The organism is Rhodoblastus sp. (assembly GCF_041915505.1).
In the GTDB taxonomy this organism is placed as follows: Bacteria; Pseudomonadota; Alphaproteobacteria; order Rhizobiales; family Beijerinckiaceae; genus Rhodoblastus.
Genome location: NZ_JAYSBG010000049.1, coordinates 1 through 15,195, shown reverse-complemented (window position 1 = coordinate 15,195; position 15,195 = coordinate 1). Strand labels below are relative to the sequence as shown.

At 64.4% G+C, this 15,195-nt stretch carries 13 protein-coding genes; 4 read left to right on the top strand and 9 right to left on the bottom strand.

The genetic code is table 11. The features are described from left to right. Positions 1-32: 32 nt before the first annotated feature. On the bottom strand, positions 33-959 hold the full coding sequence (locus ACE3S9_RS05445) for a LysR family transcriptional regulator (RefSeq protein ID WP_374545425.1): 927 nt from the start codon (positions 957-959) through the stop codon (positions 33-35). A gap of 139 nt (positions 960-1,098) precedes the next feature. On the opposite strand from ACE3S9_RS05445, the gene ACE3S9_RS05440 reads away from it, so the two are divergent. From ACE3S9_RS05440 to ACE3S9_RS05430, 3 genes are read left to right on the top strand one after another with little or no spacing between them, the layout of a single operon-like run. Next, positions 1,099-1,716, top strand: a complete 618-nt coding sequence (locus tag ACE3S9_RS05440; RefSeq protein WP_374545424.1) for a YceI family protein — start codon at positions 1,099-1,101, stop codon at positions 1,714-1,716. A gap of 1 nt (position 1,717) precedes the next feature. Beyond that, on the top strand, positions 1,718-2,299 hold the full coding sequence (locus ACE3S9_RS05435; RefSeq protein WP_374545423.1) for a cytochrome b: 582 nt from the start codon (positions 1,718-1,720) through the stop codon (positions 2,297-2,299). Next, the gene (locus ACE3S9_RS05430; protein ID WP_374545422.1) at positions 2,296-2,847 is read left to right on the top strand and encodes a YceI family protein; all 552 of its coding nucleotides are present in this window, start codon (positions 2,296-2,298) and stop codon (positions 2,845-2,847) included. The genes ACE3S9_RS05435 and ACE3S9_RS05430 overlap by 4 nt, the downstream gene beginning before the upstream one ends. A gap of 143 nt (positions 2,848-2,990) precedes the next feature. On the opposite strand, the gene bfr is transcribed toward ACE3S9_RS05430, so the two are convergent. Next, entirely contained in the window at positions 2,991-3,470 is a 480-nt protein-coding gene (bfr, locus tag ACE3S9_RS05425) for a bacterioferritin (protein WP_374545421.1), read from the bottom strand. Positions 3,471-3,566: 96 nt separating this feature from the next. On the opposite strand from bfr, the gene ACE3S9_RS05420 reads away from it, so the two are divergent. Continuing rightward, positions 3,567-3,827: a hypothetical protein gene (locus ACE3S9_RS05420; RefSeq protein WP_374545420.1), complete on the top strand. Its 261-nt coding sequence runs from the start codon at positions 3,567-3,569 to the stop codon at positions 3,825-3,827. Between the two features lie 159 nt (positions 3,828-3,986). Here the strand turns inward: ACE3S9_RS05420 and ACE3S9_RS05415 are convergent, their stop codons facing one another. The 7 genes from ACE3S9_RS05415 to ACE3S9_RS05385 all read right to left on the bottom strand — a co-directional run. Continuing rightward, a complete protein-coding gene (locus ACE3S9_RS05415; RefSeq protein WP_374545419.1) occupies positions 3,987-5,636 on the bottom strand; it encodes an OFA family MFS transporter in 1,650 nt (549 codons plus the stop codon). A 30-nt stretch (positions 5,637-5,666) separates the two neighbouring features. Beyond that, the gene (locus ACE3S9_RS05410; protein WP_374545418.1) at positions 5,667-5,921 is read right to left on the bottom strand and encodes a formate dehydrogenase subunit delta; all 255 of its coding nucleotides are present in this window, start codon (positions 5,919-5,921) and stop codon (positions 5,667-5,669) included. Next, positions 5,918-6,760, bottom strand: a complete 843-nt coding sequence (gene fdhD, locus ACE3S9_RS05405) for a formate dehydrogenase accessory sulfurtransferase FdhD (protein ID WP_374545417.1) — start codon at positions 6,758-6,760, stop codon at positions 5,918-5,920. Before fdhD ends, ACE3S9_RS05410 begins: the two co-directional genes overlap by 4 nt. Next, positions 6,747-9,593, bottom strand: coding sequence for a formate dehydrogenase subunit alpha (gene fdhF, locus ACE3S9_RS05400; RefSeq protein ID WP_374545416.1), 2,847 nt, complete (start codon positions 9,591-9,593; stop codon positions 6,747-6,749). The genes fdhD and fdhF overlap by 14 nt, the downstream gene beginning before the upstream one ends. Before the next feature lie 9 nt (positions 9,594-9,602). Then, positions 9,603-11,159 carry a formate dehydrogenase beta subunit gene (locus tag ACE3S9_RS05395; protein WP_374545415.1) on the bottom strand — a complete coding sequence of 519 codons (1,557 nt, stop codon included), beginning with the start codon at positions 11,157-11,159 and terminating at the stop codon, positions 9,603-9,605. Beyond that, positions 11,156-11,644, bottom strand: coding sequence for an NAD(P)H-dependent oxidoreductase subunit E (locus tag ACE3S9_RS05390; RefSeq protein ID WP_374545414.1), 489 nt, complete (start codon positions 11,642-11,644; stop codon positions 11,156-11,158). The genes ACE3S9_RS05395 and ACE3S9_RS05390 overlap by 4 nt, the downstream gene beginning before the upstream one ends. A gap of 228 nt (positions 11,645-11,872) precedes the next feature. Next, on the bottom strand, positions 11,873-15,195 hold a 3,323-nt coding region (locus ACE3S9_RS05385), incomplete at its 5' end, for an efflux RND transporter permease subunit (RefSeq protein WP_374545413.1).

Below are 15,195 nucleotides of genomic sequence, written 5' to 3'. Positions count from 1 at the left end.
GGAACCTCCCGCTTTCGGCGCCATGATGCGCGTCAATTTCCTGAAACCGCGCGGTCCGCTCGCTCGCCCGGGCAGGATTTCAGCCTTTCGATCAGCCAGCGGCCGGCGGGGCCGGGCGGCGCGGACGCGCGATAGACCGCCGACATCGGCACGATCTGGCCGGCGGGCGGGCTTTCCGGCGTCATCAGCCGCACCAGCCGGCCTTCGGCGAGATCGCGCTCCACGGCGTGCAGAGGCATGGAGCCCCAGCCGAGCCCGCCGAGCAGGAAGGAATGTTTGGCGTAGAGATCGGCCAGCCGCCAGGTCGTCGGCGACATGACGTTATATTCCTGGCCGGCGGAGCGATTCGACCGCTCCGTCAGCACGAGTTGGACATGCCGGGCCAGTTCGCTTTGCGGGATCACACCCTCGAAAGCCGCCAAAGGATGGTCGGGCGCGCAGACCATGATCACCGCGACGCCATTCAGCGGCTCGCCGCTCAGGCCGCGCGGCAGCGGACCGGGGCCGCCGACCACGGCGAGACCGGCGCGCCCGTCGAGCACAGGCTCGGTCGCGCCGCCCAGCACTTCGACATAGAGCCGCAGCGGCGTGGCGGGGAATTCGCGCTGAAAATGTTTCGCCGCCTCGGTGATCGCCTGGAACGGGAAATAGACGTCGACCACCGCGCAAAGCTCCGGCTCCAGCCCCTCGGCGAGGCCGCGCGCCCGGAAATTCATGAAATCCACCGCGCCGCCGATGGCGCGGGCGTCTTTCAGCAGCGATTGGCCGGCGGCGGTGAGGGTTGGCGTGCGGCCGGCGCGGTCGAACAAGGCGACGCCGAGCTCGCGCTCCAGCCCGCGGACGAGATCGCTGACCGCCGATTGGGCGCGGCCGAGTTTGCGCGCGGCGGCGGAGAAACTGCCTTCTTCGGCGGCGGCGATGAAAGTGCGGATCTGGTCGAGCGAAAGTCGGTCGTGCATGAGCATCCTATCGGAAAATCCGATGGAGCATATCATAAACTAACGGCTGGACGGAGGGGGCGCGCGGCGCCAATTTGCGCTCAGGCTGGGCGGTTCGCTTCCCGCCGCCCTTTTATTTTGTCCCTGAAAGGAAAAACGCATGAACCGCATTCTCGCCGCCGGCGCCGTCGGCGTCCTCCTGCTCGCGGGAGCCGGCTCCGCCGCGCTCGCCCAGGCCGATGTCAAGGAGGGCAAGGACGTCAAGGCGGGCGTCTACAAGGTCGAACCCTATCACACCCAGGTCCTGTTCTCGGTGTCGCATTTCGGCCTGTCCAATTTCTCCGGCGTGCTGACCGGCGCCTCCGGTTCGCTGAAGCTCGATCCCGCCAAGCCGGAAAATTCGAAGCTGGAGGTTTCCGTCGATGCCGCGACCGTGCTGACGCCAGTCCAGAAGCTGACCGACGAGCTGAAGGATGCGGAATGGCTCGACGCGGGCAAATTCCCCAAGGCGACGTTCGTCTCGACCAAGGTGACGCCCACCGGCCCGAACGAGGCGACCATCGCCGGCGAGCTGACCCTGCATGGCGTGACCAAGCCGCTGACGCTCAAGGCGCATTTCGTCGGCGCCGGGATCAATCCGATCGATAAGGCCTATACGGTCGGCTTCGACGGCCACGGCGAGATCAAGCGCACCGATTTCGGCGTGTCGAAATATGCGCCCATGATCGGCGACGAGGTCCATCTGACCATCCACGCGGCTTTCGAACTGCAGCCGTAACATGGCGCCGACGCGCGATCGTTATGACGCCGTGGCCATCGTCCTGCATTGGGCGATGGCGCTGGGCATTTTCGCCCTGATCGGCGTCGGCCTTGTGATGAAACATGCGGATCTGCCCAAGATGCGCGTGTTTCAGCTCTATCAGTGGCACAAATCCATCGGCGTGCTCATTCTGCTGCTGGCGATCGTGCGGCTGGCGTGGCGGTTGGCGTCTCCGCCGCCGCCGCTGCCGGAGGCGATGCCGGCGCTTCAGCGGACGGCCGCTCACGCCGGCCATGGCCTGCTGTATTTCTTCATGCTGGCCTTGCCGCTGAGCGGCTGGGCGCTGGTTTCCGCCTCGCCGTTGAACATCCCGACCGTGCTGTTCGGTCTGGTTCCCTGGCCGCATATTTCGTGGCTGGCCGATCTGCCCAACAAGGCGCCGGTCGCAGCCGCACTCTCGGCGGTCCACGACTATGGCGCCTATGCGCTGATCGTCGTTCTGGTCGTGCATATTGGCGCGGCTTTGCGCCATGCCGCCAAGGGCGACATTCCGCTCAGCCGCATGTCGCTATTGGGTGGCGGGAAGGAAAAGGCGAAATGAAAGTCCTGAACGTTCTCGCGGCCTTGTTATTGCCCGTGTCGGCCGCGCAGGCAGCCGAATGGAAGGTCCTGCCGGGCGACAGCGTCCTGACCTTCGCGGGCGTTCAGACTGGCGAGAAATTCACCGGCAAATTCAGCAAATTCGACGCCAGGGTGTCGCTGGACCCGGATCGGCTCGACGAGGCGAGGATCATAGTCACGGTGGATGTCGCCAGCGCGGCGACCGGCGACCGGCAGCGCGACACGGCCATGCCGGGCAAAGAATGGTTCGACGTCGCCGGCTTTCCGCAGGCGCGATTCGAATCGCGCAAGGTGAGCAAAACCGCCGTGGGTTATGAGGCGCTTGGCGATCTGACCCTGCGCGGCGTCACCAAGGAGCTGCGGCTGCCCTTCACGCTGGAGATCGATGGAGCCCGCGCGCGCGCCAAGGGGCACGTCAATCTGAAACGCGATCTGTTCGGCGTGGGGCAGGGCGAATGGGCGACCGGCGATTGGGTCGCCCTCGATGTGGGCGTGGATTTCGACTTGAAGGCCGAGCGCGCCGATTGAGGCGCGCCCGGGCCGCCGCCATTATAGCGTTTTCGAGCGAAGTGGATGCCGGTTCGCGTAAAGAACCGCAGGTCCGCGAAGCGAATACGCGTCAAAACAAAAACCTAGATCGTTTCATTGTTTCCTGGAAACAATGAAACGATCTAGGACGACAATTCGCCGATGTGCTTCTGGGCGTAAAGCTGAACGCCGATCTGCTTGATCAGTTCGAGCTGGGTTTCGAGGAAGTCGATATGTTCTTCCTCGTCATGGGCCAGTTCTTCGAACAGGTTCTGGGTCACGCGGTCGTTGATCGAGAGGCAATAAGCGGCGGCTTCGAGATAGAGCGCCCGGGCCTCCAGTTCCGAGGCGAGGTCGGCCTCGATGATTTCCTTGATATTCTCGCCGATCCGCAGGCCGTTGAGCTCCTGCATGTTCGGGAATCCCTCAAGGAACAGAATGCGCGCCGTCACCTTGTCGGCATGTTCCATTTCCTCGATCGATTCCTTGCGCCATTTCTTGGCGAGATCCTTGTAGCCCCAATTGTCGAGGATGCGGTAATGCAGCCAATATTGGTTGATCGCCGTCAATTCGCTGCGCAGGGCTTTGTTGAGATATTCGATGGCTTTGTCGTCGCCGCGCATTGTTCTCGTTCCTTTTGACGTTTCGGGCCTTCTGGCGCTCGGGTCCCTCGCCCGTTGTCACTATATCAGCGCGGCGCCGTCGCAGAAGCGCAAATTATGGCCAAGAACCTGACGGGCAATGTTTTTTTGGAGGATTCACGTCATTCCGCGGCGATCGCGAAAACCTGCGCGTCCATCGCGGCCTCAAGGCGGGCCTCGATCTTGGCGGCGACGGCGCGCTCGCAGGATGCCTGGATGTTGCGCACGCAGCGGCCGCATTTGGGCAGGCATCCCTTGCTCCGGAACACGTCCCGCGCCTTGTCGGCGGCAGCGCCGCAAGGTTTTGCGCTCTTCCGCACGTCGTGGTCCGTGATCTGATTGCAGGAGCAAAGGATCATGTCGCGCCCATCGCTTGTTTGACCGTTCCAGTAAACAACAGCCGCGCGGCTAACGAAAGCGTCTTGGCGTTTGTTAGATAAATTCTAAACTGCAAGGGGCGTGAACCGGCCCGGAGCGGCGTTCCGGGCCGGTCTGGACTCAATGGAAAATCACCATCGCCTTGGCGAAGGTCTGCTGCACGCCCCAGGCGAGCGGCAGGCCGACGGCCAGCCAGGCCAAGGCCGTTTTCCAGTCGAAGGCGCCGCCGCCAATGCCATAGGCGCCGACCGGGCCGGACGGGATGGCGTGGGCGTGTTCGATCTGCTCGGCCTCCTTTTCGGGGATCAGCCATTTCGGATCGACGGGCCGCACCAAGGCGTTGCAGATCAGGCCCAGCACCAGAAAGCCCGCCAGCACATACATGGTGACGTCATAGAGCCGGTCGGCGGGCACGCCGGCGGCCTTGTTGAATTCACGGATGTAGTTGACCACCACCGGGCCGACGATGCCCGCCGTCGACCAGGCGGTGAGCAACCGGCCATGGATCGCGCCGACGAATTGCGTGCCGAAAATATCCGCGAGATAGGCCGGCACGGTGGCGAAGCCGCCGCCATACATCGACAGGATCACGCCGAAAGCCAGCACGAACAAAGCCTTGTTCCCGGTATGGGCGAGGCTGGGCACGCTGGCGTAAAGCGCGATGCCGAGGCCGAAGAAGATGAAATAGGTCAGCTTGCGGCCCAGATGATCCGACATCGAGGCCCAGAAAATACGGCCGGCGATGTTGAACAGCGAGAGCAGGCCGGCGAAGCCCGCCGCAATCACCGCGATGGAGGCTTTCTGCCCGGCGTCGAGCGCGGCGAAGCCGAGTTCCGGCTTGCCGAGCAGGGCGCCGCCGAAAATCTCCTGCAACATCGGCGAGGCCATGCCCAGCACGCCGATGCCGGCCGAGACGTTCAGGCACAGCACCGCCCAGATCAGCCAGAATTGCGGGGTTTTCAACGCGTCGTTGAGATGGACGTTGCCGGTCGCGACCATTTTCTTGGTGGTCGCCGGCGGGGCCCAGCCTTCCGGCCGCCAGCCATGCGGGGGCACGCGATAGCCGAAGGCGCCGGCCATCATATAGACGAAATAGCCGCAGCCGAGCACGATGAAGGTCTGCCAGACGCCAACTTCGGTCGGGGTCTTGAAATGGTTCATCAGCATGGCCGCGAGCGGCGAGCCGATCATCGCGCCGCCGCCGAAGCCCATGATGGCCATGCCGGTCGCCATTCCGCGCCGGTCGGGAAACCATTTGATGAGGGTCGAGACGGGAGAGATATAGCCAAGTCCGAGGCCCACGCCGCCGATCACACCCGGGCCGAGCCACAGCAGCCAGAGCTGGTGCAGGTAGACGCCGAGCGCGCCGAGCAGCAGGCCGCCAGCCCAGCAGAAGGCCGCGACGACACCCGCCTTGCGGGGGCCGGCGCGTTCCAGCCAACCGCCCCAGATCGCGGCGGAGGAGCCCAGCAGCACGAAGAAAAGCGTGAACATCCAGCCGAGATCGGCGACCTTCCAGTCGCAGGTCGTCGTGAACAAAGTGGTCATGAAACCGGCGTCGGCCGGGCAGGCGACAGGCTTGCGGACGCCGATGGCCTGGCTCAAGGGGAGCCAGAACACCGAAAAGCCATAGGCCATGCCAATGCAGAGATGGATCGCGAGGGCCGCCGGCGGGACCAGCCAGCGGTTGAACCCGGGCTTGGCGATGGTGGCCTCACGATCGAGCAAGCCCGGCGCGCCTTGCGCGTCGAGCCTCAGGGCGCTTGTCATATAGTCCTCCCAGTATTTTGTTTTATTTTGTTATTTTATCTTTTTTCGCTTTATGCCCTCGCGCGCCGCGGCGAGCAGAGGCGGCAGGACCTGCCCCGGCTCCGCGGCGGCGGCGAGGAAATCCTCGCGCATTTTTGGCGTCCAGAAATGATTGATATGGCTGGCGATGGCCTCGACCGCCTTGTCCTCCGGATAGGCGTGGAAATAAGCCGCGATCTCGCTGCCCATGCGAATCAGTCTGGCGTTGATGTCGTTCTGGGCGAAATGATGCGATTCCTGGTTCATGACGCGGCAACCTCCGGACCGGCGCCGTCATTCGCGTCGAGGGCGCCAGAAAAAACCATCAAACTGTCGGACCGGGCGATCGCTGCGAGCGTCAGGCCGAGCGCCTCGGCCCGCTCGATCGCCAGCGAGGTCGGCGCCGAAATGGCGACCAGCGTGGTCGCGCCGAAGATCGCCGTCTTCTCGACCATTTCGAACGAGGCGCGGCTGGTGACGAGAATGAAGCCCTCGCGCGGCGAGACGCCCTCGCGGATCAGGGCGCCGATCAGCTTGTCGAGCGCATTGTGGCGGCCGACATCCTCGCGCACGGCGCGAATGGCGCCCTCGCGCGAGCAGAAGGCGGCGGCATGGACCGCATGGGTCAAGGCGTTGAGCTTCTGGTTGCGGTCGAGATTGGCGAGAGCCGAAAAAATCGCCCGCGCCGCGATGGGTGGCGCGCGGTTGAGCTTTTCGGCCTGCGGCAGTTGATCGACGGTCTCGACGCCGCACAGGCCACAGGAGGTGCGGCCGGCGATGGAGCGGCGGCGGGCGAGATGTTCGCGGAACCGCCCCGGCGCCAGTTCGATCTCCAGCGCGAGGCCCTTGGCCTGAGGCCCGACCTTGACCGAGCGGATCTCGCTCGCGGCGCGGATGAGGCCTTCGGTCAGGCTGAAGCCATAGGCGAAATCCTCGGAATCGCCGGGGCTCGCCATCATCACGGCATAGGGCGCGTCGCCATAGATGACGCTCACCGGAATTTCGGTCGCGATCGCCCTTTGCGAGGGGATCGCGAGCCCGCTAGCGGAATCAAGCCGGAGCGCCTGCGCCAGGATCGACGCCGGCGGGCGGTCATTCGGCGGCATCCGGCGTGGCCTCCAGGATTCTCCGCAGCGACACGTCCTCCTCGGCGTTGCGCTCCTGCCAGGGCGAAAGCGCGTTGGAGCGGCGGACCTCGACGGCCGTGACCTTATATTCCGGGCAATTGGTGGCCCAATCGGAATTGTCGGTGGTCACGACATTGGCCCCGGAGCCAGGATGATGGAATGTCGTATAGACCACGCCCGGCTGCATCCTGTCGGAGACCTTCGCTCGCAACGCCGTATCGCCGACGCGGCTGTGCAGCGACACCAGATCGCCATCGACAATGCCGCGCTGCTCGGCGTCGAACGGATGGATTTCGAGCACGTCTTCCTTGTGCCAGAAGCCGTTCTCGGTGCGACGGGTCTGCGCGCCGACATTATATTGCGACAGGATGCGGCCGGTGGTCAGGATCAGCGGATAACGCGGTCCGCTGCGCTCCTGGGTCGGCACATATTCGGTCAGCATGAAATGGCCCTTGCCGCCGACGAAGCGGTCGACATGCATCAGCGGCGTGCCATAGGGCGCCTTGTCGTTACACGGCCATTGTACCGAGCCCAGCTCGTCGAGCTTGGAATAGCTGACGCCGGCGAAAGTCGGAGTCAGGCGGGCGATCTCGTCCATGATCTCGGACGGATGGGAATAATCCATCTCATAGCCCATGGCCTTGGCGAGTTCGATGAAGACGCGCCATTCGTCCTTGCCGCACATGGGCGCCATCACCTTGCGGACGCGATTGATGCGGCGCTCGGCATTGGTGAAGGTGCCGTCCTTTTCGAGGAAGGAGCAGCCGGGCAGGAAAATATGGGCGAATTTGGCGGTCTCGTTCAGGAACAGGTCCTGCACGATCACGCATTCCATCGCCTCCAGGCCGGAGGTGATGTGCTGGGTGTTGGGATCGGATTGGGCGATGTCCTCGCCCTGCACGAACAGGCCCATGTAATTCCCGGCCATGGCCTCGTCGATCATGTTGGGAATGCGCAGGCCCGGCTCGTCGTCGATCTCCACGCCCCACAGCGACTGGAACATTTCGCGGGTGGCGTCGTCCGAGACATGGCGATAGCCCGACAATTCATGCGGGAACGAGCCCATGTCGCAGGAGCCCTGCACGTTGTTCTGTCCGCGCAGCGGGTTCACGCCGGCGCCGACATGGCCGATATTGCCGGTGGCCATGGCCAGATTGGCGAGCGCCATCACGGTGGTCGAGCCCTGGCTATGCTCCGTGACGCCGAGACCATAGAAGATCGCGGCGTTTTTCACGCTGGCGTAGAGCCGCGCTGCGGCGCGCACGTCCTGCGCGGGAACGCCGGTATATTGCTCCATTTCCTCCGGCGAATTCGCGGCCAAAGCGACGAAGCGCGCCCAGCTTTCGAAGGCTTCCAGATCGCAGCGCTCGCGAACGTAAGCCTCGTTCACCAGCCCTTCGGTGACGACCACATGCGCGATCGAATTGAGCAAGGCGACATTGGTCCCCGGCTTGAGCTGGAGATGATAATTGGCCTTCACATGGGGCGTGCGCACGAGATCGATGGCTCGCGGATCGGCCACGATCAGCCGGGCGCCGGCGCGCAGGCGCTTCTTCATGCGCGAACCGAACACCGGATGGCCGTCGGTCGGATTGGCGCCGATGACCAGCATCACATCGGCCTGATCGACCGATTTGAAATCCTGCGTGCCGGCGGAAGTGCCGAGCGTGGTCTTGAGGCCATAGCCGGTCGGCGAATGGCAGACGCGGGCGCAGGTGTCGACATTGTTGTTGCGGAAGGCGGCGCGGACCAGCTTCTGCAACACGAAGACTTCTTCATTGGTGCAACGCGAGGACGTGATCGCGCCGATGGATTCGCGGCCATATTTGGCCTGGATGCGCTTCAATTCGCTGGCGCTGTAGGCGATGGCCTCATCCCAGCTCACCTCGCGCCACGGATCCGTGATCTTCTCGCGGATCATCGGCTTGAGCATGCGGTCCTTGTGGGTCGCATAGCCATAGGCGAAGCGGCCCTTGACGCAGGAATGGCCCTCATTGGCCTGACCGGCCTTGTAGGGGACCATGCGGATCAGCTCTTCGCCGCGCATTTCCGCCTTGAATGAGCAGCCGACGCCGCAATAGGCGCAGGTGGTGACCAGCGAATGTTCCGGCTGGCCGCGTTCGACCACGCTCTTTTCGATCAGCGTCGCGGTCGGGCAGGCTTGCACGCAGGCGCCGCAGGAGACGCATTCGGAATTGATGAAATCGGTTGGGCCGGGTTTTACGCGCGAGTCGAAGCCGCGCCCCTCGATGGTGAGCGCGAAAGTGCCTTGCACCTCTTCGCAGGCGCGCACGCAGCGGCTGCAGACGATGCATTTCGACGGATCATAGGCGAAATAGGGATTTGAGAGATCTTTCTGATCTTCGAGATGGTTTTCGCCCTGATAGCCGTAGCGGACTTCGCGCAGGCCGACCTCGCCCGCCGCATCCTGCAATTCACAATTGCCATTGGCCGAGCAGGTCAGGCAGTCGAGCGGGTGATCGGAGATATAGAGCTCCATCACGCCGCGACGCAGCTTGGCGAGCCGCTCGCTCTGGGTGCGCACCACCATGCCCTGTTCCGCCGGCGTGGTGCAGGAGGCGGGCGTTCCGCGCCGGCCTTCGATCTCGACCAGGCACAGGCGGCAGGAGCCGAACGGCTCCAGATTGTCACTGGCGCAGAGTTTCGGGACCTTCACGCCGCGCGACATGGCGGCGGCCATCACCGAGGTTCCGGCGGGCACGGTGACCGACTCGCCGTCGATGATAAGGGTGACCTGCTGTTCGGCGACGCGGATTGGCGTGCCGAAGTCGATTTCCTGAATGAGGCTCATAGGGCGCTCCTATTCGGCGGCGGTCTTGCGCTCGGCCGGGACGAAATCCTCGGGGAAGCGGTCGATCGCGGACATTACGGGCATGGGGGTGAGGCCGCCGTGGGCGCAGAGCGAGCCGGCGGTCATCACGTCGCAAAGGTCGCGCACAATGGCGAGATTGGCCTCGACATTGCGGCCGGCGATGATCTTCTCGATCGTCTCCTCGCCGCGCACCGCCCCGATGCGGCAGGGGGTGCATTTGCCGCAGCTTTCCTTGGCGCAGAAATGGAAGGCGAAACGCGCCATTTTCGCCATATTGACGGTGTCGTCGAACACGACGATGCCGCCGTGGCCGAGCATGGCGCGATTGGCGGCGAGCGTCTCGTAATCCATCGGCATGTCGAGATCGCGGTCGGTGAGATAGGCGCCGAGCGGGCCGCCGACCTGAACCGCGCGGATCGGGCGGCCGCTGGCCGTGCCGCCGCCAAAGCCCTCGATGATCTCGCGCAGCGAAATGCCGAAGGCCAATTCAATCAGCCCGCCGCGCAAGACATTGCCGCCGAGCTGGACCGGGAGCGTGCCCCGCGAACGGCCCATGCCGAAATCCGCATAGGCCTTGGCGCCTTCCGAGAGAATGTAGGGAACGGCGGCGAGCGTCAGGACATTGTTGATGAGGGTCGGCTTGCCGAACAGGCCGGAGAGCGCGGGAAGGGGCGGCTTGGCGCGGACGAGCGCGCGCTTGCCTTCAAGGCTTTCCAGCAGCGAGGTCTCCTCGCCGCAGATATAGGCGCCGGCGCCGATGCGCAATTCGAGATGGAACGGCCGGTTGCGGCCGAAGGCGTCCTGGCCGATCCAGCCGGCCTGTTCCGCCTGCTGGATCGCGTTTTCCATCGCAATGGCCGCGTGCGGATATTCGGAGCGCAGATAGATGAAGCCCTTGGTCGCGCCGACGGCATAGGCGGCGATGGCCATGCCTTCGATCAGCATGAAGGGATCGCCTTCGAAAATCATGCGGTCGGCGAAGGTGCCGCTGTCGCCTTCGTCGGCGTTGCAGACGACATATTTGCGGTCGGCTTCGGCGTCGTGGACGGTCTTCCACTTGATGCCGGCCGGGAAACCGGCGCCGCCACGGCCGCGCAGGCCGGATTTCAGCACCTGGTCGACCACGTCCTCGCGCGAAAGCGCCAGCGCCTTTTTCAGGCCCTTGAGGCCGCCATGCGCGCAATAATCCGACAGCGAGAGCGGATCGATCACGCCGATGCGCTCGAAGGTCAGGCGCTGCTGGCGCTTCATCCAGTCGAGATCCTCGATCCGGCCGACGCGCAGGGCGTGCGCGCCGCCGCGCAATGCGCCGGCCTCGAACAGGGCAGGGACGTCGCGCGCCGCGACCGGACCATAGCCGATGCGGCCTTCCGGCGTTTCAACCTCGACCAGAGGCTCAAGCCAGAACATGCCGCGCGAGCCGTTGCGGATGATCTCGACCGCCTCGCCGCGCGCTTGCGCCTCGCGGCGGAAAGCCTCAGCGACCGCCTCCGCGCCGACCGAAAGGGCGGCTGCGTCGCGCGGCACATAGATTCGGATGCTCATTGACGGACTCCCGCCTTGCGCGCGACGGCGGCGTAAAGCGCGTCGAGGCTCTGCGGATCGAGCCGGCCGAAGATTTCGCCGTCATGCAGCGCGTTGGGGCCGAGCGCGCAATTGCCGAGGCAATAAGCCGTCTCGACGCTCACGCCATTGTGATAGCCGCCGTCGATTTTGGCGCCCAGGGATTGTTCCAGATGGGCGACCAGTTCTTCGGCGCCGCGCGCCTGGCAGGCTTCGGCGCGACAGAGCTTGATGCTGTGGCCGAGCGGCGGCTGGCGCTTGAAATCGTGATAGAAGGAAATCGCGCCAAACACCTCTGCGCGCGAGAGATTCAGCTCGCTCGCGACCATCGTGACGGCGCGCGAATCGACATAGCCGAATTTTTCCTGCAACGCGTGCAGGATGGGCAGCATCGCCCCTTCGAGCGCCGATCGCTCGGCGATCAGATCACGGGCGATAGATTCGTCCCAGGCGACCGGAACAGTCATGCGCTTCCTCCAGGCCCTGCTTCTTTTGCGTGCAGGTAAGGGATAATTTGTGCGGCAGGCGCAGGGGTTCCGCAAATTATTTTTTTTGAAGAATTGATAGACCATATCTATCAAAATGGACGTCAGTTTTGCGCCTCCCCGGAGAAAGGCGTTGTCTCTCCGGCGCGCCGCGCGGGACGTCAATTTATTGATATAGGGCGGCCTTTTACGGCGACAAGGGCCGAGGCGTCAGCCGTTTTGCGCGGGCGCGGCCTCGGGCGGCGACGGGCGGCGCTGAAAGGCCTGGCGCTTCGCATCCAACCAAAGGCTGAAACGGTCAAGGTAAAGATAGACCACGGGCGTGGTGTAGAGCGTCAGAATCTGACTGACGATCAGGCCGCCGATGATCGAGACGCCGAGCGGGCGGCGCATTTCGCCGCCCTCGCCGAAGGAGATCGCCAGCGGCAGCGCGCCGAGCAAAGCGGCGGACGTGGTCATCAGGATCGGCCGCAGGCGCAGCAGGCAGGCCTGGTAGATCGCGTCGAACGAGCTGGCGTTGCGGGTTCTTTTTTCGGTGATGGCGAAATCGACCATCATGATCGCGTTCTTCTTCACCAGGCCGATCAGCAGGATCACGCCGATGGCGGCGATGATGTCGAACTGGATATGGAACAGCCACAGGCTGAGCAGGGCGCCGACGCCGGCGGAAGGCAGGGTCGACAGGATCGTGATGGGGTGGATGGTGCTCTCGTAGAGAATGCCCAGCACGATATAGATCGCGAGAATGGCGGCGGCGAACAGCAGAGGCAGTGTCGAAAACGAGCCCACGAACACCAGCGCCGAGCCAGAGGCTGCGCCATGCACGGTGATCGGCATGTGGATTTCGGCCTCGGTCGCATGGATCTCGGCCAAGGCGTCGCTGAGCGAATCCTTGGGATCGAGGTTGAAGGAAATGGTCGTGGTGACGAAGGGGCCTTCGTGGTTGATCGAGAGCGGCGCATTGCCGCGCCGGTAATGGGCGATCGCCGACAGCGGGATCATGGTCTCCTTGGTCGTGCTCACGGCGGCGCCGGCGGAGGCCGAACTCTTGCCCGAGGCGGCCAGCGCATTGATTGCGGCGTTGCGGGCGGAATCGAGGCTGGCCGAGCCCGCCTGCGCCGTCGTCGCGCTGGCGCCGGACTCGGCCTTCTTGGTGACGGCGCCGCCGGGCAGGCTGGTGGTGGCCACCGCATTGGCCGCGCCGCCGGCGGTGGAGATATAGATCTCGTCGAGCATCGACGGGCGCTGGGTGTAGCGCGGGTCGATCTCCATGATGACGTGATATTGGTTGATCGCCGCGAAAATGGTCGAGACCTGGCGCTGGCCGAAGGCGTCGTACAGCGTGTTGTCGATCATGGCGGCCGTCAGGCCGTAGCGCGAGGCGGCGTCGCGGTCGATGACGAGGTCGGTTTCGAGCGAACGGATCTTCTGGTCCGAGGTCACGTCCTTGAGCTTGCCGCGCTGGATCAGCGCGTCCGTCAGCTTCTGCGCCCATTCGTAAAGCGCGGCCGTGTCCTCGGCGTAGAGCGTATATTGATATTGCGACGAACTCTGCCGGCCGCTCGGATTGACGTCCTGGAACGCCTGGAAGAACAGTCGTCCGCCCGGCACATGGGACAGCTTGCCGCGCAGCCGGGCAATCACTTCGTCAATGCTGATCTTGCGCTCGGACAAGGGCTTCAGCGCCGCGAAGACGCGCGCCTGATTGGTGGCGCCGCCCGGTCCCGCGCCCGCGCCGGTGAAGCCGACCACGTTCTCCACGGCGGGATCGGCTTTCACGATGGCGATCATTTCCGCGAGCTTGTCCCTGACGCTTTCGAAGGAAATGCTCTGGTCGGCCTCCAGCATGCCCATCAGGCGGCCCGTGTCCTGCTGCGGAAACAGGCCTTTGCTGATATGGCCGTAGAGGTAGAAATTGAGGCCGATGGTCGCGAACAGGGCGATGACGACGAACAGCGAGTGACGCAAAGCCCAGGACAGGGAGCGGCCATAGGCCGCCTGGATGCGCTCGAAGACGCCTTCGAAGAAATGCCGCTTCTTGGCGCCGTTCGCGTCCGGCTGACTCCGGCGCATGAACAAGGCGCAAAGCATGGGCGTGGTGGTGAGCGAGATCACCAGAGAAATCAGAATCGCGATGGACAGCGTCATCGCGAATTCGCGGAAGAACCGGCCGACGATTCCGCCCATGAACAGGATCGGCGTGAACACCGCGAGCAGCGACAGGGTGATGGACAGGACGGTGAAGCCGACCTCCTTGGCGCCGAGAATCGCTGCCTCGACCGTCTCCATGCCGGCTTCGATATGGCGCTCGATATTTTCGACCACGACGATGGCGTCGTCCACGACAAAGCCGGTGGCGATGGTCAGGGCCATCAGCGACAGGATGTTGAGGCTGTAGCCGATCAGATACATCGCCCCGAACGTGCCGACGATCGAGACCAGAACGGCGATGCTCGGCGCGAGCGTGGCGCGGGCGTTGCCGAGGAACAGATAGACCACCAGGGTCACCAGGCCGACCGCGATCAGCAAGGTGATTTCGGTGTCGCGCAGCGACGCGCGGATGGTCGTCGAGCGGTCGATCACCGTCCTGAGCGTGATGTCGCCCTGCAGCGCCGCCTGCAGATAGGGCAGTTCGGCCTTCACCGCGTCGACGGTCTCGATAATATTGGCGCCGGGCTCGGCGGTCAGGATCGCCAGCACGGAGGGAACGCCATTGGCGAAGCCGGCGTTGCGCAGGTCCTCGACCGAATCGACCACGGTGGCGACATCGGACAGCCGCACCGCCGAGCCGTTGCGATAGGCGATCACCAGCGGCCTGTAATCCTCGGCATGGGAGGCCTGATCGTTGGTGTAGATCTGGTAATGGCGCTCGTCCTGCTCGATCGCGCCCTTGGGCGCATTGGCGTTGGCCGAGGCCAGCGCCGCGCGCACGTCTTCGAGGCCAATGCCATATTTGAACAAAGCCTGCGGGTTCAGCTCGACACGCACGGCCGGCAGGGTCGAGCCGCCGACGATGACCTGCCCGATCCCCGGAAGCTGGGAGATGCGCTGCTGCAGCACATTGCTGGCGGCGTCATAGAGCTGGCCGCGCGTCAGCGTCTTCGAGGTCAGGCTGAGAATGAGGACCGGCGCGTCGGACGGGTTGACCTTGCGATAGGTCGGGTTCTGGCGCAGAGCGGTCGGCAGGTCGGCGTGAGCGGCGTTGATGGCCGCCTGCACGTCGCGCGCGGCGCCGTCGATATCGCGGCTGAGGCCGAACTGGAGCACCACGCGGGTCTGGCCGAGGCTGGACGTCGAGGTCATTTCGGTGACGTCGGCGATCTGCCCCAGATGGCGTTCGAGCGGCTGGGCCACGCTATTGGCGACGGTTTCCGGGCTCGCGCCGGGCAGAGACGCGCTCACCGTAATGGTCGGGATCTGGACCTGCGGCAGCGGCGCCACCGGCAGCATGAAAAAGGCCAGCGCGCCGGACAAGGCGATCGCCGCCGTGAGCAGAGTGGTCGCGACCGGGCGACGGATGAAAGGCGCGGAAA

What these genes read in the sequence shown, in the direction of transcription:
- fdhF (WP_374545416.1), bottom strand. Translation starts at nt 9,593, where the DNA reads ATGAGCCTCATTCAGGAAATCGACTTCGGCACGCCAATCCGCGTCGCC.
- ACE3S9_RS05430 (WP_374545422.1), top strand. Translation starts at nt 2,296, where the DNA reads ATGAAAGTCCTGAACGTTCTCGCGGCCTTGTTATTGCCCGTGTCGGCC.
- ACE3S9_RS05395 (WP_374545415.1), bottom strand. Translation starts at nt 11,159, where the DNA reads ATGAGCATCCGAATCTATGTGCCGCGCGACGCAGCCGCCCTTTCGGTC.
- ACE3S9_RS05390 (WP_374545414.1), bottom strand. Translation starts at nt 11,644, where the DNA reads ATGACTGTTCCGGTCGCCTGGGACGAATCTATCGCCCGTGATCTGATC.
- ACE3S9_RS05420 (WP_374545420.1), top strand. Translation starts at nt 3,567, where the DNA reads ATGGCCAAGAACCTGACGGGCAATGTTTTTTTGGAGGATTCACGTCAT.
- fdhD (WP_374545417.1), bottom strand. Translation starts at nt 6,760, where the DNA reads ATGCCGCCGAATGACCGCCCGCCGGCGTCGATCCTGGCGCAGGCGCTC.
- ACE3S9_RS05435 (WP_374545423.1), top strand. Translation starts at nt 1,718, where the DNA reads ATGGCGCCGACGCGCGATCGTTATGACGCCGTGGCCATCGTCCTGCAT.
- bfr (WP_374545421.1), bottom strand. Translation starts at nt 3,470, where the DNA reads ATGCGCGGCGACGACAAAGCCATCGAATATCTCAACAAAGCCCTGCGC.
- ACE3S9_RS05415 (WP_374545419.1), bottom strand. Translation starts at nt 5,636, where the DNA reads ATGACAAGCGCCCTGAGGCTCGACGCGCAAGGCGCGCCGGGCTTGCTC.
- ACE3S9_RS05445 (WP_374545425.1), bottom strand. Translation starts at nt 959, where the DNA reads ATGCACGACCGACTTTCGCTCGACCAGATCCGCACTTTCATCGCCGCC.
- ACE3S9_RS05410 (WP_374545418.1), bottom strand. Translation starts at nt 5,921, where the DNA reads ATGAACCAGGAATCGCATCATTTCGCCCAGAACGACATCAACGCCAGA.
- ACE3S9_RS05440 (WP_374545424.1), top strand. Translation starts at nt 1,099, where the DNA reads ATGAACCGCATTCTCGCCGCCGGCGCCGTCGGCGTCCTCCTGCTCGCG.